Origin of the sequence: Pseudoramibacter alactolyticus ATCC 23263 (genome assembly GCF_000185505.1) — a bacterium.
Classification (GTDB): Bacteria; Bacillota; Clostridia; order Eubacteriales; family Eubacteriaceae; genus Pseudoramibacter; species Pseudoramibacter alactolyticus.
Genome location: NZ_GL622359.1, coordinates 150692 through 170582, shown reverse-complemented (window position 1 = coordinate 170582; position 19891 = coordinate 150692). Strand labels below are relative to the sequence as shown.

At 45.7% G+C, this 19891-nt stretch carries 21 protein-coding genes and 2 pseudogenes; 5 read left to right on the top strand and 18 right to left on the bottom strand.

The genetic code is table 11. The annotated features are described in order from the left end of the window. Window positions 1-16 precede the first annotated feature (16 nt). The 7 genes from HMPREF0721_RS12675 to HMPREF0721_RS00775 form a co-directional block, all read right to left on the bottom strand. On the bottom strand, window positions 17-304 hold the full coding sequence (locus HMPREF0721_RS12675) for a DUF2798 domain-containing protein (protein ID WP_314605193.1): 288 nt from the start codon (window positions 302-304) through the stop codon (window positions 17-19). Window positions 305-349: 45 nt separating this feature from the next. Further along, window positions 350-502, bottom strand: coding sequence for a DUF2798 domain-containing protein (locus HMPREF0721_RS12670; protein ID WP_314605194.1), 153 nt, complete (start codon window positions 500-502; stop codon window positions 350-352). A gap of 503 nt (window positions 503-1005) precedes the next feature. Beyond that, the gene (locus HMPREF0721_RS12665; protein ID WP_341349313.1) at window positions 1006-1338 is read right to left on the bottom strand and encodes an MBL fold metallo-hydrolase; all 333 of its coding nucleotides are present in this window, start codon (window positions 1336-1338) and stop codon (window positions 1006-1008) included. Next, on the bottom strand, window positions 1275-1682 hold the full coding sequence (locus HMPREF0721_RS12660) for an MBL fold metallo-hydrolase (protein WP_006597602.1): 408 nt from the start codon (window positions 1680-1682) through the stop codon (window positions 1275-1277). Before HMPREF0721_RS12660 ends, HMPREF0721_RS12665 begins: the two co-directional genes overlap by 64 nt. Continuing rightward, on the bottom strand, window positions 1661-1801 hold the full coding sequence (locus HMPREF0721_RS12655) for a hypothetical protein (RefSeq protein ID WP_006597601.1): 141 nt from the start codon (window positions 1799-1801) through the stop codon (window positions 1661-1663). The genes HMPREF0721_RS12660 and HMPREF0721_RS12655 overlap by 22 nt, the downstream gene beginning before the upstream one ends. Window positions 1802-1810: 9 nt before the next feature. Then, window positions 1811-2638, bottom strand: coding sequence for a TMEM175 family protein (locus HMPREF0721_RS00780; RefSeq protein ID WP_006597600.1), 828 nt, complete (start codon window positions 2636-2638; stop codon window positions 1811-1813). 160 nt (window positions 2639-2798) lie between these two features. Beyond that, the gene (locus HMPREF0721_RS00775; RefSeq protein ID WP_006597598.1) at window positions 2799-2990 is read right to left on the bottom strand and encodes a hypothetical protein; all 192 of its coding nucleotides are present in this window, start codon (window positions 2988-2990) and stop codon (window positions 2799-2801) included. A 287-nt stretch (window positions 2991-3277) separates the two neighbouring features. Between HMPREF0721_RS00775 and HMPREF0721_RS00770 the strand changes: the two genes are divergently transcribed. Both HMPREF0721_RS00770 and HMPREF0721_RS00765 read left to right on the top strand, forming a co-directional pair. Next, window positions 3278-3913, top strand: coding sequence for a EutP/PduV family microcompartment system protein (locus tag HMPREF0721_RS00770; protein ID WP_006597597.1), 636 nt, complete (start codon window positions 3278-3280; stop codon window positions 3911-3913). Between the two features lie 169 nt (window positions 3914-4082). Then, window positions 4083-4502, top strand: coding sequence for a hypothetical protein (locus HMPREF0721_RS00765; protein ID WP_006597595.1), 420 nt, complete (start codon window positions 4083-4085; stop codon window positions 4500-4502). Between the two features lie 249 nt (window positions 4503-4751). Here HMPREF0721_RS00765 and HMPREF0721_RS00760 read toward each other — a convergent pair. Next, a pseudogene (locus HMPREF0721_RS00760) lies at window positions 4752-5962 on the bottom strand (IS110 family RNA-guided transposase). Between the two features lie 291 nt (window positions 5963-6253). Between HMPREF0721_RS00760 and HMPREF0721_RS00755 the strand changes: the two are divergent. Continuing rightward, complete coding sequence (locus tag HMPREF0721_RS00755) at window positions 6254-7618, top strand: MATE family efflux transporter (RefSeq protein ID WP_006597592.1); 1365 nt, start codon at window positions 6254-6256, stop codon at window positions 7616-7618. Window positions 7619-7630: 12 nt separating this feature from the next. Next, window positions 7631-8257, top strand: a complete 627-nt coding sequence (locus HMPREF0721_RS00750) for a DUF5662 family protein (protein ID WP_006597591.1) — start codon at window positions 7631-7633, stop codon at window positions 8255-8257. Window positions 8258-8985: 728 nt separating this feature from the next. On the opposite strand, the gene HMPREF0721_RS11385 is transcribed toward HMPREF0721_RS00750, so the two are convergent. From HMPREF0721_RS11385 to HMPREF0721_RS00720, 7 genes are all read right to left on the bottom strand, one after another. Further along, window positions 8986-9186, bottom strand: a complete 201-nt coding sequence (locus HMPREF0721_RS11385) for a cysteine-rich KTR domain-containing protein (protein WP_006597590.1) — start codon at window positions 9184-9186, stop codon at window positions 8986-8988. A gap of 197 nt (window positions 9187-9383) precedes the next feature. After that, window positions 9384-11129 (bottom strand): ABC transporter ATP-binding protein, encoded by a 1746-nt coding sequence (locus HMPREF0721_RS00745; RefSeq protein ID WP_006597589.1) that lies wholly within the window; start codon window positions 11127-11129, stop codon window positions 9384-9386. After that, window positions 11122-12912, bottom strand: coding sequence for an ABC transporter ATP-binding protein (locus tag HMPREF0721_RS00740; RefSeq protein ID WP_006597588.1), 1791 nt, complete (start codon window positions 12910-12912; stop codon window positions 11122-11124). Before HMPREF0721_RS00740 ends, HMPREF0721_RS00745 begins: the two co-directional genes overlap by 8 nt. Beyond that, a complete protein-coding gene (locus tag HMPREF0721_RS00735; RefSeq protein ID WP_006597587.1) occupies window positions 12902-14371 on the bottom strand; it encodes an ABC transporter ATP-binding protein in 1470 nt (489 codons plus the stop codon). Before HMPREF0721_RS00735 ends, HMPREF0721_RS00740 begins: the two co-directional genes overlap by 11 nt. Further along, entirely contained in the window at window positions 14356-15069 is a 714-nt protein-coding gene (locus HMPREF0721_RS00730; protein WP_006597586.1) for an energy-coupling factor transporter transmembrane component T family protein, read from the bottom strand. The genes HMPREF0721_RS00735 and HMPREF0721_RS00730 overlap by 16 nt, the downstream gene beginning before the upstream one ends. Continuing rightward, window positions 15059-15655 (bottom strand): MptD family putative ECF transporter S component, encoded by a 597-nt coding sequence (locus HMPREF0721_RS00725; RefSeq protein WP_006597585.1) that lies wholly within the window; start codon window positions 15653-15655, stop codon window positions 15059-15061. Before HMPREF0721_RS00725 ends, HMPREF0721_RS00730 begins: the two co-directional genes overlap by 11 nt. A 128-nt stretch (window positions 15656-15783) precedes the next feature. Then, window positions 15784-16422 carry a TetR/AcrR family transcriptional regulator gene (locus HMPREF0721_RS00720; protein ID WP_006597584.1) on the bottom strand — a complete coding sequence of 213 codons (639 nt, stop codon included), beginning with the start codon at window positions 16420-16422 and terminating at the stop codon, window positions 15784-15786. A 296-nt stretch (window positions 16423-16718) separates the two neighbouring features. On the opposite strand from HMPREF0721_RS00720, the gene HMPREF0721_RS12650 reads away from it, so the two are divergent. Then, window positions 16719-17030 (top strand): plasmid mobilization protein, encoded by a 312-nt coding sequence (locus HMPREF0721_RS12650; protein ID WP_423219052.1) that lies wholly within the window; start codon window positions 16719-16721, stop codon window positions 17028-17030. Here HMPREF0721_RS12650 and HMPREF0721_RS00715 read toward each other — a convergent pair. The 3 genes and pseudogenes from HMPREF0721_RS00715 to HMPREF0721_RS00700 form a co-directional block, all read right to left on the bottom strand. Continuing rightward, window positions 16947-17645 (bottom strand): annotated as a pseudogene (locus HMPREF0721_RS00715) (DUF6017 domain-containing protein); the annotation flags it as partial. The gene HMPREF0721_RS12650 and the pseudogene HMPREF0721_RS00715 overlap by 84 nt on opposite strands. A 693-nt stretch (window positions 17646-18338) precedes the next feature. Continuing rightward, on the bottom strand, window positions 18339-19289 hold the full coding sequence (locus HMPREF0721_RS00705; RefSeq protein WP_006597580.1) for a 2-hydroxyacid dehydrogenase: 951 nt from the start codon (window positions 19287-19289) through the stop codon (window positions 18339-18341). Between the two features lie 259 nt (window positions 19290-19548). After that, a complete protein-coding gene (locus tag HMPREF0721_RS00700; protein ID WP_006597578.1) occupies window positions 19549-19884 on the bottom strand; it encodes a hypothetical protein in 336 nt (111 codons plus the stop codon). Window positions 19885-19891: the final 7 nt, after the last annotated feature.

The following is a 19891-nucleotide window of genomic DNA, read 5'->3' as shown; positions in this document are numbered from 1 at the left end:
TCAGGCGGCCGCCGGGTCAGGCCCGGTCCGCGTCTGCCGCGAGCTGCTTCGCAAAAATCCTCCGGAAGAGCATCCGGACGAAGGGCCCGCAAAAAAACAACTGAAAACAAAGGGCCATCGGGAAATTCACCGCGAATGTCTGCAGCCAGAGCGCCGCAATCTGGTTCCCCGGATGTTTGAACAAAAGCGTCGCCACAAGGCTCATCAGCGGGCACATGACGCACATCGTCGTCGCCGAAATCCCCAGAGTGATCCATGCGGGATTGTCCCGGCCCGGGGTGAACAGACAAAAGGTGAGCTTCATCGCCAGCCGCCCGGCCACGAGCATCTCGAGCGCGACGGCCGCCGGCTACATGATCTTAAGTTCCGAAAAGGCCTTTAAAAAGACGGCGTTCTGCATCCCGCCGATGTTCAGGCAGATGTTGTAACAAATCATCGCGTAGACCATCAGGCCGGCCATCATCAGCGTTAAAATAAAGTCTTGAAATTTGTTCTGGAGCATTTTTCCCTCCGCTACCAATGTGGAAATGAATTTAAGCACTAAAAAGCAACACACGATGACTGCTCCAGAGTCTTTTTTCGTGTGTTGTTCGCACATGGCTCTTCACGTGTCGTTTCCAATTTGATACCGAAAAAAATCATGTCCTGATTTCATGGCTTATTAAATTGGGATCAGTATAAGCCTTTTATTTTTGTTTGGCAAGGGCTTTTTTCAAATTTTCAAACGCATTTTCATGGTTACAGCCGATTGAAAAAGTTTATCACCTTCTGCTGAAAATGATATTTTTTTATCAGAAACGATAACTCGGCGCCTTCGTATGCTGCCGTTTTGCCAGGCGCCCCGAAAATCCGCCGCTGGGTGCGGCTGTTTTGGCGCCGTTTTTGCTATACGGCCCCTTGTTAATTTTTCTTCAAATTTGCGAAAAACGCACAAGCAATACGCATTGCCCTCTTTTTGTCAAGCTTTTTTCGCCGGCCGTGCACTAAATTTGGAACATCTTCAGCTTAAAGCGAAAGCGTCTCGAGGTCGTCGGGCACGTGCAGCTCCCCGGCGTAATAGCGTTTTCCTTCCGCAGTATAGCGGGCTTTGCGGCGGGCGAGATCGCTGTCCTCCGTGTGATAGAGCGCCAGATGCCGGACCCCGAGGGCCGCCGCGAACTCGCAGGCGTTTTTCACCGTGGAATGGTGCTTTTCAATTGGACGAAAGCGTTCGGCTTCGGCATCGAGGCAAAAGGCCTCGTGCAGCAGCCAGTCGGCATCCCGAACATATTTCTCTACCGGGGGATGGCAGGGCTCGTCGCCGCAGCACACCAGCCGCCGATCCTTTGCATAGGCCATCGCAAAGCCGAATTGCTTCGCCTTGGCAAAATGGATATCGAAAAAGGTGACCGGCTGAGGATCTCCCGGATTTCGCCGTCCGCTAGGGGGATCAGGTGAATCCGCCCGCCCAGAAAGCGGATCTCCCCAGGACCCAACAGGCTGCGGCAAAGAACCGAGATCAGGGTGATGCCCTTGTCGTGGGCGTAGATGCGCGCCCCGCCGGGATAGGCGTCCCTGCCCATTTGCTGGGCGATGCACCGCACCATCCAAATCACGCCGAACAGATGATCGATGTGTTTGTGGGTCACCACGATGTCGTGGATGCCGGCCGGATCCGGCTTTACCTGCTCGAGCTGTGCCAAAATCCCGGAGCCCCGCCCCCGTCCACCAGCAAGGTCTTATTGCCGTCGCGCAGGGCAAAACAGCTATTGTAGCACCGGATCGCCATGGCGTTGCCCGTGCCTAAAAAAGTACATTGCATCTCGATCTCTCACGCGATATCGCATTGCTCGCCCGATCGTCTTTTGATGCGGCAGCGGGTCTTGATCACGTGAACGGCGACCATTCCCCCGGCCAGCGCCGCATAGCACAGCCAGACATTGGTCATCAGGCAGATGGCCGCCAGGCTGACGAAGGCCATCCACACCAGGGTCGAGCGCAGGGAAAACAGATAGCTGGCCTGGCGCTCCTCCTGATAATCCTCGAGCAGATGGCGGTATTCCTCCGGCAGCTGATCTTTTAACGACACCATGAGCCGGGCCGGGTTTTTAATGTGATACAAAGTGCGCATCATTCGGGTGATGTCCTGGGCGCCGGGATGGGGATTGTTTTTCATCGCCTCTTTAACCGCCTCGTTAAAACCGTCCCGCTCCTCCTGAACCGCATCGTTCTCCCGCCGCACCATCAGCAAAATGCCGATGTTCAGCGCGTTGACGGCCAAAAAAGGCCCCAAATACAGCACCTTGACGCCCCGATCCGCCGGGTACTCGCCCAGGGCCAAAGTTGCCGGCTGGAACAGGGTGATGAGAAACATCAGCAGGAAGTGGAGCAAAATTTCCGAGCTGCTGCCCACAAAGGAATAATAAGTGAAAAAATTGGTGTGGACGTACCAGATCATCCCCAGCACCACAAAGCTGATGAGATAGCCCGTGAGTCGGATGACAAAGGATTGGGTAGCCGCCGAGCGGATGTCGCCCAGCGCCGGCACGGCGATCTCCAGCGCCATGACGGTGATGGCGATGGCGAGCACCGCGTCGAAAAAAGCCAGCATGCGCTCCTGCCGCTTTTCGATTAACGTTTCTCTCGGATTTTCAAACATAGGGGCCTCCCTTCTTTATAAAACCGTCATAACCGCCTGTTCTTTTCTATTTATCATAGTACAGTTTGGGCGGCTTGCCAACCCCTTGCCCGGGCAAACAAAAACCGGCCGAAGCCGGTTATAAAGAGGCATCCATAAAATCATTCGGCATCCCGCCGCCTCACAGCAGCGTGATTGGATAAGATGACAGCCGCGCGACGGTCACCGCGATAAAGGCAAGGGTGATCGCCCACTTCACCGAGCGATGCCAATTGGTATAATACCACATAAGACAAACACCGACAGGCCAGATGAGCATTAACATCGCAATGATAGGCCACACAACAGGCATGCCCTTTTTACTCAACGTCATCGTTTCGGACCTCCCTTTTCTTTGGTGCCCTCATCCTACGCCCTTCCCCCGGCCGCGTCAACCGGATGACAAATAATTAGCCGCCAATGTTTTTATTTCAGTACAATTGATGCGGGTTACATGTTTGCCGCCGATTGCCCCGCGGCCGAAAGAGGCTTTGAAAATTTTCACCCGCGGCTGCAGCGCTGAATTATTCCCTGTTCAGGCCAAAATAATCTGCCGGACTTGTGTTATAATATCTATATTGGTGCCCGCTGCGGCGCTTTATTTGAAACAGGAGCATCATTATGAAAAAAATGGTTCTGATGGGGCGCTCCGAATGCGGCAAGACCACGCTCAAGCAAGCCCTGAAAGGCAAAAAGATTCAATACGAAAAAACCCAGGCGGTCAATTATTTTGACGTCATCATCGACACGCCGGGCGAATATGCCGAGGAGGCCGACCTCGCCCGCGCCCTGGCGCTGTATTCCTACGAGGCGGATATCGTGGCGCTGCTCATCAACGCCTGCGAGCAGTATTCTCTGTATCCCCCGGCCATCGACGGCGTCTCCGCCCGTCCGGTCATCGGCATCGTCACCCAGATCGACGCCCCCGGCGCCAATGTGCCCCAGGCCACCCAATGGCTCAAACTCACCGGGGCCAAACCCATTTTCCCGGTATCCTCCTGGACGGGAGAGGGCCTCTGGGACCTGCTCATGTATCTGCGGGAGCCTGGCGACGTCTTCCCTTTCACCCGGGAAGAACTCGAATCCCCCCGGGAAGTGCTCTCCACTAAATACGACGCGCCGAAAATCGGCTCGGAAATCGCCGATTTGAGCGATACGGATTTTATCGACATCAACGACAAGATCCGCGTGTCGGAGAACAAGGCTCATTCCCTGGCCGACAACAAAAACAATATGCACAACAAGCAGCGCACCTGATGAAATCGCCCGGCGGCTTCGGCCGTCGGTTTTTTATGCGCGATTTTGTGTTAGATGGCGTTGACTTCCTGGTTTTTTTCCGATACAATGGCCTCATTGTCAAACGGCATTTACTTTTTGCTGCACCTGCACCATCGATCGCGATCCGCCGAAAAAGAAGAGGTTTTCCATGAAATTTACCATTGCCCACGAAACGGCCCGCCGCCTGCGCATCTGCCTGGAACGGCGCAAATTGTCCCGCCTCACCGCGGATAAGCTCCGTCTGACCATCGCCGGATGGCCGGGCATCGACGGGGTGACCATCACGCCCCGGATCGCATCCGTCGCCATCGAATATACCGGCGAGCGCAAGACCCTTCTGGCCCGGCTGGCAGCGCTGGACCTTTCGCGCCTTGCGGTTTCGGCCCGGTCCCGGCAGGATTTTATCTCCGAGGAACGCTGCCGACGAAAAAAATGCTCTCCCGATCTTAAGCGTAAGTGCCGGCAGGCAGGCCGGATTTTAATGGAAGCCGCCTTTGATCTGCTGGCGCCGGCGCCCTTCCAAACCGGCTACCACCTCCTGCAAATGGTCAAGCTCGCCGCGCGTTAATCCCGGGTTAAATCCCGGTTTTTTTATTTTTTGCAATGGTTTACCGCTGGCAAGTTTTCGCCGCCATGATACAATAGGAACGTTATCCGGACGAAATGCGCGGATCTGCGCGCAATCATCCCGTGAACCATCTTCTGAAAGTCTACTAATAAAAAGTCAAGCAGAAATTTAACTAATCAGCAGGCAGAACAGGAGGTATCACAAAAAGGCCACCGGAGACGCTGGCCAGAGAAAAGGGAAAGGTATTCGTTATTCAGCAGCGGTCGATTGAGACGCTAAGCACTCTTTGACCTTGCCGTAGTAAATGCGGAGGAACTTGTTTGCTCCGGCAGTCATGCAGACTTGATAAGGCTTGCCCTCAGACTTCTTTTTCATCATGAAACGATAGACCGGGTCGTCAGTCGGAGCGAGCTGAAGCAAAGTGGCCATGATCTGAAAAAGCGTTTTTCGAAGCCGCGGCGCACCATGTTTCGAAGCGCGGTTACTTTCGTGATTTACCGTTCCGGACTGGTTGACTCCGGGGTCTACGCCGGCAAAGGCTGTAATAGCAGAGCGATGATCGAAACGGGAGATGTTGCCGATCTCAGCCATAAGCTGAGGACCGTAGGTGAGGCCCACGCCATACATGGACATGACGGTGGTGTATTCTGGAAGCGTAGAAGCAAGCTCATTCATGGTGCGGCGGAATGTTTCAATCTGTTTGGAAACCGTATCCAGCTGTTCGATGTTGCTGAGGATCAGCTGTTTATAAACGAGATCCTTAGGAACGACAGCAACGATCTCCCTGGAAGCGTTAAAAAGCTCTTCAGGCCTACCCGGCTGGCATGGTGCTTACAGAAGTTCCGATAGCGTTCTGTGAAAGTTTTCAGGCCGATCTTGCGGACACAGTCCACATGCCAGAAGGAATGAACATAATCAACCCATTTCTCACTTCCGTCAGAGCGGACCGGGCTGTCAAACAGAGCATTTGCGCCTGGATAGGTCAGGTCCAGAAGGGAGATCAGGTTGTTCTTCAGTGAGACCTTCTGCTGCATGAAGAAATGGAACTGTGTATTTAATGTTTTCAATTGTGTTCGAGTAGTATCCATAGCTGAATGCTGACGCAGATAGTCCCACTTGTCAAGCGTATATTTTGCGATTTTCCTGGCATCAGCAGGATCTGACTTGACCTTCCGGAGCGGATTCTCATCACTGTCATGACGCTTGATCAGGCTTGGATTAACAGCAGAAACAAAGATACCTGCATCCAGAAAAGCCTTAAGCACCGGCTCATGATAATGGCCGGTCGTCTCCATGACGACTCTGGTCTCGCCATCAAGGCTTCCGACATAGGAGACCAGTTCTGAGAGTTCTTTGACGGAGTGAGAAACATGGAAGGGCTTACGCACAATCTCACCTGCAGGCCGCAGGACAGCAACAGTGCTTTTGCCTTTCGAAACGTCGATACCAACAGCGTTCAGCATAAGATACCCCTCCAGAGATAAATTTGCAGCGGGCCAGCCATTCCTCATTGCTTATTCAATCTCCTGGGGTATCAAGCGAACGCACAAGACGCGGTTCCATCTACGTAAACCGAACAGCTGCGAATGAGTGGCTGGCAGACAGACTTTCGCACGGACGCGAGGTCCAAGGAGGACTCCGTCCAAACCAATGCCACTACATTCTAACAGCTTAAGCAACGAGAGGACTATACCCTCAACTGGCTGTTGAGGAGCATAACCACTACACTTTTATATTAGGAGGAGGCCGCCATGCCGACCGACATGACCCGGGGACCCATCTTCCCGATGCTGATGCGCTTTATGCTGCCGCTGCTTATCGGCGATATTTTTCAGCGGCTTTACAACATGGCCGACACCATCATCGTCGGCCGCACCCTGGGCGAAAACGCCCTGGCCGCCGTGGGCGCCACCGGGGGCTTTATGTATTTGGTGACAGGCTTTGCCATCGGCATCACCGCCGGCTTTACCGTACTCACCGCCCAACGCTACGGCGCGAAAGATGCCGGAGGCGTGCACGCCTCGGTTTCCGGGGGGATCCTTTTGGGACTTGGCCTCACGGCGCTGCTCACCGCGCTGTTTCTCCCCATGGTGCCGGCCGTGCTCACCTGGATGAACACCCCGGCCGCCATCTTCCCGGACGCGCTGGCCTATATGCGCATCATCTGCGCCGGGACCGTCTGCACCGTGTTTTACAACCTGTTTTCAGCCTACCTGCGGGCGGTGGGCAACAGCCGGGCGCCGTTGTTCTTTCTGATTTTCTCCGCCTGCCTGAATGTGGGGCTGGATTTGCTGTTCATCATCCGCTTCGGCATGGGCGTGGCCGGCGCCGCCCGGGCCACCGTGCTTGCCCAGGGGATTTCGGCGCTGCTCTGCGCCCTTTATATCTGGCGGCGGGTGCCCGGGCTGATCCCACAAAAGGGCGAGTGGCGCCCCCGGAAAGCGGTGCTTCGCTTCGAGCTCAAAATGGGCCTGCCCATGGCCCTGCAATACGCCATCACCGATTCGGGCATCATGATTCAACAGGCGGCCATCAACCTCTTCGGTGCCACGGCGGTCGCCGCTTTTACAGCCGCTTCCAAGATCCAGAGCCTGCTGATGCAGGGCATGATCGCCATGGGCCAAACCATGGCCACCTATTGCGGGCAGAACCGCGGCGCCGGCCGCTTCGACCGGATTAAGGCCGGCGTGCGCCTGGCGGTGATCGTCGAGGTGATCTATTCGGTGATCGCCATGGGGCTGATGGTCTTCCCCCTGCGCGCACTGATGGGGCTGTTCTTCTCCGGCGGCGCGGATCTGCCGGCGATGATACCCTGGGCGAGTGCCTACGCCCGCATCTGCATCACCTGCTACGTCCCCCTGGCGATGATTTTTATTTTTCGCAGCGGCATGGAAGGCTGCGGCTACGCCATGCTGCCGCTGGCGTGCGGCCTGACGGAACTTTTCGCCCGGGGCCTCACCGCCGCGGCCGGCATGCGGCTGCACAGCTTTGCCGTGGCCGCGGCCTGTGACCCGGCGGCCTGGCTTGCAGCCGGCATCGTCTCCGCGCTCATGTTTCGCTGGATGTTTGCCGACATGCGCCGCAAAGCCGAACCGGTCCGCCAATCGATTTCGTGAAAGGATTTCCCCATGCACGCATCATCTTCATCATCCGAAACTACGGCCCGGACGCCGGCGCTCGGCTTTCGCCGGACGCTTGCCAACGGCTGGCACCATTTTTTGACCATTACCCGCCACAAGGCGCTCGTGATGCGCCACTGCTTTTGCGTCGGCCTTTACAAACAGGGCCTTCTCCACGACCTGAGCAAGTACAGTCCCAGCGAATTTATGACCGGGGTGCGCTTTTATACCGGAACCCACAGCCCCAATGCCGAATCCCGCCACCAAACGGGCATCTCCCGCGCCTGGCTGCACCACAAGGGGCGCAACAAGCACCACTTTGAATACTGGATCGACATGAGTCTCGACGGCGATCACCGGCTGGTGGGCTTTCGCATGCCTTACCGCTACGTAGCCGAGATGTTTTGCGACCGGCTCGCCGCCTCCAAGATCTACCGGGGCGCAGCCTACGATCCCGGCCATCCCTGGCAATATTATCACACCGGCATCGAGGGCTCGCCTTATCTGCATCCTAAAACCCACGAGGAGCTGTCCCGACTTTTGATCATGCTGCGGGACGAGGGCGAAGCCGCCACCTTTGCCTGGCTCAAAAGAGAGCTGCGCCGCCGCAAACGCGCCCGCAATCACTACAGTTGAAAGGCGTCTGGCATTCGACCCGAAGAGCATTCAAGTGCGGCCGCCGACATCCGAAGTCCTCGGATGTTTTTTATTGCCCCGTTTTGCCGCATCTGTCCTTAGGATATACCATTCAAAACGAAGTGCAAGGGCAAGTCGGGGAAATGTGTCCAAAAATCAGGACTGACACGCCTGCCCTGCCGGCTGTTTTTTCGCTTTTCTCGCGTGCGCGCCTTTTATATTTATGTTTTTTCTAAATACAAAATAGGGAGTTTTTAATATTTATACTACAATTTTCGAAGTAAATTAGTATCACCTCCTTTCGCAGCCGCGAAAGCGGGTAGAATTTCCCCTTTCACAAACCCTCAACACCGAGGGATTGAAAACTGCCAAAGAAAAGCGAATTGTTTTGAAAAAAAGTTTTTGCAGACACAAAAAATCCCGACTGCATAAAACAGTCAGGATCGAACATGAAAAGATAGCTATATGAATATGATTTGACAGGTTATCCGTAAAAGTGCGGAAACCCGGAAATAGAATATATCCCCTTTAACAAGATTTTAAGATAACGAAAAATAAACACGACGATACCTCCTTTGATACCGCCGTGTTTCACAAGCTATGGTTAAGTTTGAACTTCCGCTCCTTTATTCATTAGATGAAAACGGCAGTATTATATAACATGTGCATGGTGTTTAACTTTCTCCCTAATAAAATAAGCCGGTAATTACAGTTTCATAAACTGTGAATCACCGGCTCTGTGTCTTTGCATCTGGCTCTTTGATGACTGATACATTAAATTGTTTTACATTGATTAAGGTTTCCTGTTTGCATTTGGGACAGAACAGAGGAAAGTTTTTTAACTCTGTATCATTTCTGATTTGCAACCGCGTTTTATTTTTACAGATAGGACAGAGTAGCCATTGTCTTTCATCTTTTCTATAATTCATTTTATAAAATCACCTATCCTACGGTTCTTGCTGTTAGTTCTATTATTTCCCTAACCAATATTTATAAACCAATTACTATCATTCCAATAACTACCAGAACAGATAGCCGAAAGAGTAAATCTATCGGTCTTTTTGTTAGTAATTGTTCTCTAATATCACGCTTCAAGTACTTACCTCCATTTGTTATAAATATATTTTTACATTATTTTTACACCATTATTTTTATTTTGCAGTTCTACCATACCTTTATAAATGCCATTTAAGGACATCAGTTTATCGTGATTTCCCTGCTCTGCGATATTACCTTCCTTGATTATAATAATATTGTCGGCATCTCTAATGGTATTTAATCTGTGAGCGATAACTAATAATGTTTTATTCTTTACCAATTCACTGATTGCTTCCTGTATATAGCTTTCATTGTCCACATCAACACTTGCTGTTGCCTCGTCAAGAATTACAATAGGAGCATCTTTTAATATGCAGCGAGCAATAGAAATTCTTTGTTTTTCACCACCGGATAGAGTTGCTCCGCCTTCTCCAATCATTGTGTCAAATCCATCAGGAAGTGCCATAATAAAATCATAGCATCTTGCTTTTTTTGCAGCTTCTATAACTTCTTCTTTCGTCGCATTTTCTTTCCCCATGGCAATATTGTTAAAAATCGTATCTTGAAACAAATACACTCTCTGGAAAACCATACTAATTTCCGACATCAATTCAGATAGCGAAACATCCTTAATATTCACCCCTCTAATCAAAATTTCACCGGAGTCTACATCCCAAAATCTTGCCAAAAGATTTGCTACTGTAGATTTGCCTCCCCCGGACTGTCCGACTAAAGCCGTCATGGTATTCTTATTCATTGCAAAACTCATATCATGTAAGACCTCTTTTTCACCATAAGAAAATTTAACATGATTAAAACAAATTTCAGGTTCTGATGTGTCAGATTTTGAAATATGATTTTTTCCTACATCTTGTAATTCTGTTTCATTTAACACCTCTTCAATGCGATCCAAAGCAGCGTTCATTACAGTAAACCTTGTAGCTTCTCCATAAAGTGTTTTTAAAGGGCTGAATAAGTCAAACACAAACAAAATAAGCCCAAGCATATACGGAAGTCCCAAAGTTCCTTGATAATTAAGATATAAAGCCACCGCTAAAATAAATGTAATACCAATTCCATAAATGATATTTAAACCTGTTGTCCATGGTGTTATTTTATTTTCAAATTTTATAGATGTGTCCTTTGAAGATACAAAATTATCTGTAAGCGACTTAGAATTTTCTCCTAAAAGGTTGTAGCTTTTAATAACACTTATACCCTCAGCAAATGATAAAACTGCATCCGTTAGTTTTTCACTTTGTTCTTGTCTAATAGCCGCTTCCGATAAAGACATCTTATTCATGCTATTTGCAATCAGTGTTGCAACCAATGTTACAAACACCGCAATAAATCCAATTCTGTAGTCTAAAACAAACATGAATATTGTTAGTACAAGAGTTGATAATACATAGCTCATCATATTGGCAATCGTACTCATGGAAACTTCTTCAATAAAAGCCATATCCGAGCTTAAAACTGAATTTATTTTTCCTAAATTACCTGCTGTAAAATATCCCATAGGGAGCTTTCTAAGATGATTTCCAAGCTCCATTCTTTTATCAGCAAAAATCATAAAGCCAGCTGCACTTTGTAATTTATCGCTTAAGAAGTGAACCACCGCTTGTAATAAAACCACTAAAACAAGTCCTATTCCTACATATAGAAAAGTTTTGGAGGTATTCGTTTTTTCGTAAAATCCAATCAAAACAGTAAATGCAATAAATATAGGCATTTTACTTAATATGGATTCAACAAAGGCAAATATAAATGCGGACTTTATTCTGTTTTTGTATTTACCTGATAAATTTAAAATTCTTGAAATTAGTCTAAACATTCATTTCACCTTCCTTTCTGCTGATTTTCCAAGCTTTACTAAATAGTGTCGCATCCCATAATTTACGATATTCTGCTGAAGATTCTAATAAATCTTTATGCTTTCCATTCGCAACTAAATGACCATGATCCATAACCAATATCTGATCTGCATCTACAACAGATGGCAACTTATGTGCAATAACAATTAAGGTTTTTCCTTTTACAAGTTCACGAATAGCTGCTTCCATTTTTTCTTCATTTTCCGGATCTGCGTAGGCTGTTGCTTCATCAAGTACAACAATCGGAGCATTTTTCAAAATAGCTCTCGCTAATGATATTCTTTGCCTTTCTCCTCCTGAAAGCATCTTTCCTGCTTCCCCCGCTAAAGAATAAATCCCATCCGGAAGTCTATTTAAGAATTCCATGCACTGTGCTTTTTTAGCTGCTTCTATAACCTCATCATCACTGGCAGCTAAATTACCAATGCGAATATTTTCTAAAAGCGAGGTATTAAATAGATATTGGTCTTGTGCCACATAAGAAATTTGTTTGTTGAGTGATTCCAATCTTATATCCTGTAAGTCTTGTCCACCAATGCTTATGCTTCCATCTAAAACATCATAATAATGAATTAAAAGTTTAGCCAAAGTACTTTTTCCCGAACCGGATTCGCCAACAATCGCTGTCTTTTCACCAGCTCTTGCCGTAAAACTAACATTATGAATAACATTCTTAATATAGGTCTCAGGCTGTCCATTTTCTCCCATCTTGCTTAACTGATAGCCAAAGGTAACATTATCATATAAAACAATTTGTCCTGTTCCCTTAAAATCATTTTCTCCCTGTTTTAAAGGAGCCATATTTAAGGCTTGTTCTAAAGCAGAAATCTTATAATTTAACTGTGGCATAGTTGGTAAAAATCCAAGAGCTTTCAGCAGTGGCAATCCTATACTTAAAGAAAGACATAATATCAATATCAAGTTAGAAAGACTTGCATAGCCCATATATACAAAGTAACCACCAAGAGGCAATGTTAAAATAATCGTGCATGGAAGTAAGGCACTGTATAACGCCATCCATGGCCATGCCGTCTTATACCAAGCGAGTGCATAATCTCTGTAATTACTGATATCTTTAGAAAGGCGTTCATAAGATTCCGTTTGCTTATTGAATACTTTTACAACTTCCATACCGTTTACATACTCAATAATGGTATTATTCATTTTTCCGCTTGCCATATAATATGGTCCCATTTGTTTCATACCTACAGAGTACATAATCATCATTGCAAGAATGCTAATCGGAATAGAAGCTAATGACATTAACGCTAATCTCCAGTCAATAAAAACCATTGAAATATAAACCATAATAGGAACAATTAAGTTCGCTATTCCTTCAGGAAGTGAATGAGCTAAAAGCACTTCTAAACTACCAATATCATCCACAAACATTTTTTTGATTGTACCTGTCCCTTTTTCTTCAACAACACCTAATGGAAGATTTTCCATTTTTTTCTGTAAGGATGTTCGAAGTCCAAGCAACGTGTTGTATGCTGCTTTATGGGAGACATTAAGACCTATCCCACCTAAGACAGCTTGCAGCACTAAGCAAACTAAAATACTTGTAAGTAAAATAGCAATTCTTTCAAATTCTAATTGTTCACCTAAAACAAGTGGATTGATAATCTGATATGCAAATAGAAATGGTAACACACCCATAATTACACTAATAAGCATAATAAAACTTGCCAAGTGTATTGATTTTTTATGCGAACCGGCATATTCGAAAACCTTATTTAACATAGTTTTCCTCCTTCAATAAATTTCCTTTTTTATCCATAAAATCCATGATTAACGCTTCATTTCCCTTTACAGATATTTTTTTATAACCATTATCACCGAGCATTAAGACGGAATGACAGGTTTTAAATAACAGCTCTAAGTCATGAGTAATTATTATAATTGGAATCTCCTTTGCTTTTTCTGTCGTTAAATCGGACATAATTTTCATACTTTTATAATCAAGACCTGATGTTGGTTCATCCAAAATTATCAGCTTACGACCGGATAAAAATGAAGTAATAATTGCCAGTCGTTGTTTTTGTCCACCAGATAGTTTCTGCGGATGATTAGTTTTTTTATGCCACAGGTTTGTATCTTTCAGATATTCTCGTATTTTTTCTAAATCACTTTCCGAGTTTTTATCTTTACAAAATATCAACTCATTTTCTACGGTGTCTAAAAAAATCTGAGCATCTACATCTTGTAACACGCAATATGAATTTCTAAGCCTTTCTCTTTGTTTCTGTCCATAACTGACATCCAAATATTTTTCAGACAACCCGCATAATGCTTTTGCCAAGGTACTTTTTCCAATCCCATTAGAACCAATCACTCCCATTATTTCGCTTTCTCCAAGCTCAAAGGTTAATTCTTCTATCAAAGTTCTTTTACCTTGATGAATGCAGGCTTTATTTACTTTGATACAGCTTTTAGCAGCAATAGGTTCTTTTTCTGATATCAATTCTCTTTCATTAAGCGTTCTTAACTCAAGTTCCTTACATTTATCATTGCTAAGACTACCATTCGGAAAAACATCACATATTGTACCGTCTTTTATATAAATCAATCTGCTAAAAATCTCTTTTAAATAATAAAGCCTATGTTCCGCTATAATTATTGTCTTTCCCATCGTCTTCAATCTGATAAGTATTTCACTGAAATGTTTTATACTATCGTAATCAAGACTGCTTGATGGCTCATCAAAAAAAATAATATCCGTATCATAGATAAGAGTTCCAGCTATGGCTACCTTTTGCCTTTCTCCCCCTGATAATTTAAAAATGGATTTTTTGCTAATATGGTTTATTCCTAACAAGTCCATTGCTTTTTCAACTTTTTCTTTTAGAGTGTCCCTGTCTAAGCCTAAATTTTCACCTACTAAAGCAATTTCATCTTCAACTACATCACAAAAAAATTGATCTTTAGGATTTTGAAATACATTGCCAATATATTTAGCTAACTCTCCCTTTTTATATGTAGTTATATCCTTCCCTAAAATCTTAATTTCGCCGTCCAAATCACCGTCATAAAATGACGGAATAAGCCCGTTTAGTAATCTTAAAAGTGTCGTTTTTCCGCATCCGGAAAGACCTGTTAAGACTATAATTTCGCCTTTCTTTACAGACATTTTTAAATCTTTCAAAATCAAATCCTCACCATAATGAAAGGATTTGATTTCTGCCTCTAAAATATTTTCCATAAACTCGCCCCCAACAAAATCATTCCTCCGATCATCATTGCGATATCAATAAATGTAAATCTCACCTCATGAAAACTTGTTTTTTGTCCATCATATTCAATACCTTTTGATATGATTGAACAAGTTAAGGTATCGCTTATATCTATGCACTTATACATAAGAGGAACAAAATATAATTCAAATGTTTTAATTGGTTTGAAAATACTTGCTTTAAATCCTCTAATTTTCATGCCATTGTTTATTTCCTTCATCCTAATAGAAATTTCCGGAATAAAACGAAAAAACACTGTGATTCCTATACCTATTCCACCATCAATTCCAATTTTTCTAAATGCAGCAATTAGATGCGAAGAACTATATGAAGACAGCACTCTTCCCAAAATGAAAAGTGGAGCAAATTTCAACACTATAAGTAGCATTGTATATATAGAACCAACCAAAACATTTCCTAAGTGGGGTTTCAGCAAATAAATAAGCCCCCATACTATAAGCAATGAACATATCGTTCTAAATGCCTTTCTTATAGAAAATAAGAATAATAGTCCTAAGACAAAAATAAGGGAAAATAAATATTGTGATTGCTCTCCAACAGTTAGAATAACTGAAAATAGTAAAATCAACCCAACTATAGTAAGCGGGTTGATTTTGTCTGATAGTTGGTATTCGTTTATATTATTTTTTTCATCTCTACAAAACACTTTTCTTCTTCCTATCACTAAAAAATTTATTGTAAATATATGTTCCGAAATAAGCACCTATGGCTGATGCGACAGCCGCAATCAATAGACAAATCAATATGTTTGTAGGAGTGTAAAAATTATAAAGGAATGTTGCATAATCCTTTGTAAACATTTTAGGGAATTGCTTTGTAAGTCCTTCTAAACCAAATACAAACATAAAATACATAGCATGTAAGGAATATATGAACATACCTGCTCCAAACGCAGCCCCAATCTTCATATTTTTATTCACATAATTTTCCTTCTTACCAATTACAAGTTCTGCCAAAAGTCCTGCAATAGCACAAACAGCAATTACCGGCCACATTCCCATAAGGACATAGAAAGCTCCCATCAATAGAAAGTATAAAAATGCTGTACCTCTTTGTCCGACCTGTTTACACATAATCACAAAGACTGGTGCAACAATAATTGTTGGCAATGCGGACGACAAGTATAAACTTGGAACCATTCCGAAAGAACCTGTTAGAAATCCTAACCCCATTGTCAACACAAATCCTATAACAGAAAATACTGCTATTTTAACAATACCTTTTAAATTCATAATGTTTTCCTCCTTGATTTTTCAATATGATATATTTCTGTTTTCATGCAGAAACAATATCCGATTTTGTCTTTAGTCTTCTGTAATCCCAAATATAACTTAGTTATGTTTTGGGCAAAAAAATTTGTTTATATTCCTCGTATCTTTTTCCATCCCTCATTAAAGAACTCTGAAATCAAAGTTGCATTCAATTTCACCTCTTCTTTACTTTTAGAATGAACTGCTACTTCCGATAAGGCATAGAAATATGCATGGTTGATTAGGTGAATTCCTCTATTAGTTATTACATCATTGACATGATCTCTTCCATATATCATGCTCAAAATTTCAAAATGATTTTTATCTTCCTTCTCAATAATCTCATCCAAAAAGTTGTTAAATTTTGTGCCATAAGAACCAAATACCAGTAATTCAAATACATCTTTATGCTCAAAGAAATATAGAACCATTTCAATAGCACCTTGTGCTTTTGATTCCAAAATCTTGGAAATAGTTTCTTTCTTTATATGATTTTCTCTTTTATAAACATCAAAACTCTTATCTTCATACATAGCATAAGAGCTTTGTATCTGACTCACGATTGGCTCTACTAATTCAGAGAAAAGAGCTTCCTTATCTTCAAAATGACCATAAAAAGCACCGGTGGTAACACCCGCAGATTTGCATATTGCTCTTAAATTAGCTTTTTCAAAGCCTTGTTCTTTGAAAATTTTCTTGCCGCAATCCAATATCTTCTTATGTGTTTTTTCATAATCACCATTAGCCACTTTTACATCCTCCTTTCTTCAAATATAACTTAGTTATATTATAGCACTTGTTATATTTGAAATCAATACATTTTTATTGTATTCTTTGGCAAAAAGTGAAATTCCGTTGTTATAGAGATTAAGGAATAAGAAGAATAGCAAGCATAGGAAAGGGGTACCCTTTCCGTAAAAAATCTCTATTTTTCGCAGTTCCAGCGTTAGAGATTTTGCTTGTACCCTTGCAGGCTAAAGCCTGTTGGGGCAGACCCTTGGGAAGTGTCCCAAACCCTCTATGAAAATGGAAAGGAAATTCACCTATGAATAACAGAAAAAGAAATGTGCAGATTAAATTTCGTGTGACGGAAGAAGAACGCAGCTTGATTGAAGAAAAAATGAAACAGGTGCCTACAAGAAATATGGAAGCGTACCTTCGGAAAATGGCGATAGACGGATATATCATTCAGGTCGATCACAGCGATATAAAGAAAATGACGGCAGAGCTTCAAAAAATTGGGGTCAATATCAATCAGATTGCAAGGAGAGCAAAGGACAAATTCAATATGATCGCTGTTAAGCTTCATGAATTTTGCCTTTACAAGCTCTGCGGGGTATTCATCGCCGGCAATTAAGATTCTTTTTCTTTTGCTACATACGGTTTCAAGAATGAGGTCAAGAATTTCATCGATGCGATCACGGTCAAGACGCTTTGCACTTATGAGGTGCTCATACTCGATATTGTCCTTGATGATTTCCTCATAGATTTTGTATGCGTCTTTTTCTTCCTTTCCGTTCTTTTCCGGTAGTGGCTGCTCACTCAAAGGAGAGGGGTTAGGGGAAAGGATAGGAATGGAATCGGTATTTAATCCATCTTTATTTATTTCTTCTTTTTTTGATGGATCCGTATTTTGTATATCTTTATTTAATTGCATTGGATTTTCCAATACCGGATTTTGCGGCTGTTCATAAATGGTGTAGGTAATGGCTGTCATTTTTCCTTTCTCATCTCTGCCTTGCGACCTTTTGATATATCCCGCCTTTTCAAGCTCCCAGACGGCGGTACGAATAGCATCGATACTTTCTTTGTTGATATGGGAAAGTCCGGCAAGGGTATAGTCCCAGTTTTCCGGAAGTGAAAGCATCTGTGAGAGCAATCCCTTTGCCTTTAGGGTCAGTTCTTTGTTTCGCAGGTGGTGATTGCTCATGACGGTATAGCCTTTGTTTTTTTCTACTCTGAAAACTGCCATGCTGATACTCCTTTCATTTTTTATTTGTTACGCAGTTAAAGGGCGATTTTTGAGGAAAAAGGTATATTACCCTTACTTTGTCAAAACCGCCCTCTAAAAGTCTTGTATTTCAAGCCTGTATTTGCCTCTACTTCGTAACATGGGCATGAAAAAAGCGGCATCTTATGCTTCCTTTGACAGAAGCGAAAGATTACCGCTTTTACGATTCTCTATTTAGCTTTGATTCCCACAATGTGCTTTTTGCTATTTGTAGTAAAATGTTTCTATCTGCAAGAGTTTTTACAGCACATCAAGGTTCTTTCCTCAAAAGTAGTAAATTGGTAGTAACTTCAACTTGTACTCTTGCAAATATCCTTGTATTCAAAGGGTTTGAGGGTTAGTTATTAAAGCTTTAACTATAACAATAATGAAAGGTGGCCAATCTGACCGCCATGGGGAAACCCGCCGCCCGAATCGGCGGCGCTCCCGCGGCGCGCAGACTGGCCACCATCGCGCGCGCCGACGCCGTGCCTCTTTCGCATCTTTTTCACTTTGATCCGTATCCCGCCGCGCCCCGGCATCCCGCTCTTTTGAAACATCGCCGCCCCAAATGCCGGTATTGCCCGGGAAATCCCTTCTGCAGCGGGGTTTCAGACAAAAAATAAAACGCAACCGCCTGCTATCGGACGATCGCGTTTTTTGCCGCGTTTTATTTTAGAGCATCTGGCGCACCGGATGCCCCGCCATCCAGGCTGTGACATTTTCGAACACCATATCGGCCCGGCGGTCGATGGATTCCTTCGTGTCAAAGCCCACATGGGGGGTGCACACCAGATTGGGCGCCCCCAGCAGCGGATGGCCGGCCGGCAGCGGCGGATCCGCCTCGTACACGTCGATGCCCGCCTGGATACGCCCGGCCCGCAGGGCCGCCGCCAGGGCATCGGTATCCACCACCGGCCCCCGGGCGGTGTTGATCAGGATCGCTCCGGGCTTCATCGCGTTGATGGCATCCGCGTCAATCAGGCTGCGGGTATCCGGCGTGAGCGGGGTATGCACTGAGACGATATCCGCCTCGGCCATCACTGCCATCAACGGCTTGTAAACCAAGCCGAGGGCCTTTGCCTGAGGCTTTTCGCTGCGGCTGTATCCGATGAGGCGGCAGCCAAAAGCCTTGAAGATGGCCGCCGTGCGCAAGCCGATGGCCCCGGTCCCCACGATGCCGACGGTCCTACCCGCCAGCTCAAACCCGGCGAGGTCGCCCTTACCCGCACCGGCCTGCACCGCCGCATCACAGCAGGTGATATTTCGCAGACAGGCCAGGGTCAGGCCGATGGCCAGCTCTGCCACAGCGTCGTCACAATAACCGCCGGTATTCGCGATCACAATGCCCCGGCGCTTGCAGGCGGCCACATCCACGTGATCGATGCCCACAAAGGCCACGGAAATCATCTTCAGATTCGGCGCCGCGTCGATCACCGCTCCCGGCAGGGGATGATTGGCGATCATCACCACGTCGGCGTCGCCGATGCGCGCGGTCTGCTCGGCCGCGTCCGCCGCCAGCGTATCGTAGGCCGTAAAGGCGTGCCCCTGATCCGTCAGGGTCTTGCCCAGCGCGTCAAGCTTTTCCTGGCCGATGCCCAAAGGTTCCAACAAAACAATTTTCATGATTGCCTCCCGTTCTCATCAAAATTTTGGTTTGGTTTTATTGTAGCACAATCCGCGTCCGCCGCGAACCTCAAAAAACCGGCGCGGCCATTAAATTTTTCCGGAACAGCAGCCTTCCCGACATTGCCCTTGCACTTGCCGGCATTTCGGCTACAATAAAACCGTCCCCGCTTTTAGCAGCATGCTGACAAATCAAAGTCAGATCCCTCGATCGCCGTCCTTTTCGAAATGAACGTTATCGTTACATTCCACCTGTTTTTTATTCCGACGGCCGACGATTGCGCGCAGGCGCGTCTCTAGTGACATCGGAATCGACAGCCGCGACGAGGCCATGTTTCAAAATCGCCCTTCGGGCCGCTTCCGCATCGCAAACGCGCACCTCGATAAAATAAACATCCCTGTCGATTGGATGCCCAACGCCGAAATCTCTCGGATCGACCATACCGCCAATCCCGTTAATGCCCACCGGATCTGCATAATAATGGCCGGCCCGCACCGAACGAATTCCTTCCTGCTTTAAGGCCTTCCTGATTTGACGCCAGGTATCCCGGTCCTTCTTCTGATAAATCATCGTCATCTTTTGCCGGAAAAACATCGCGCGT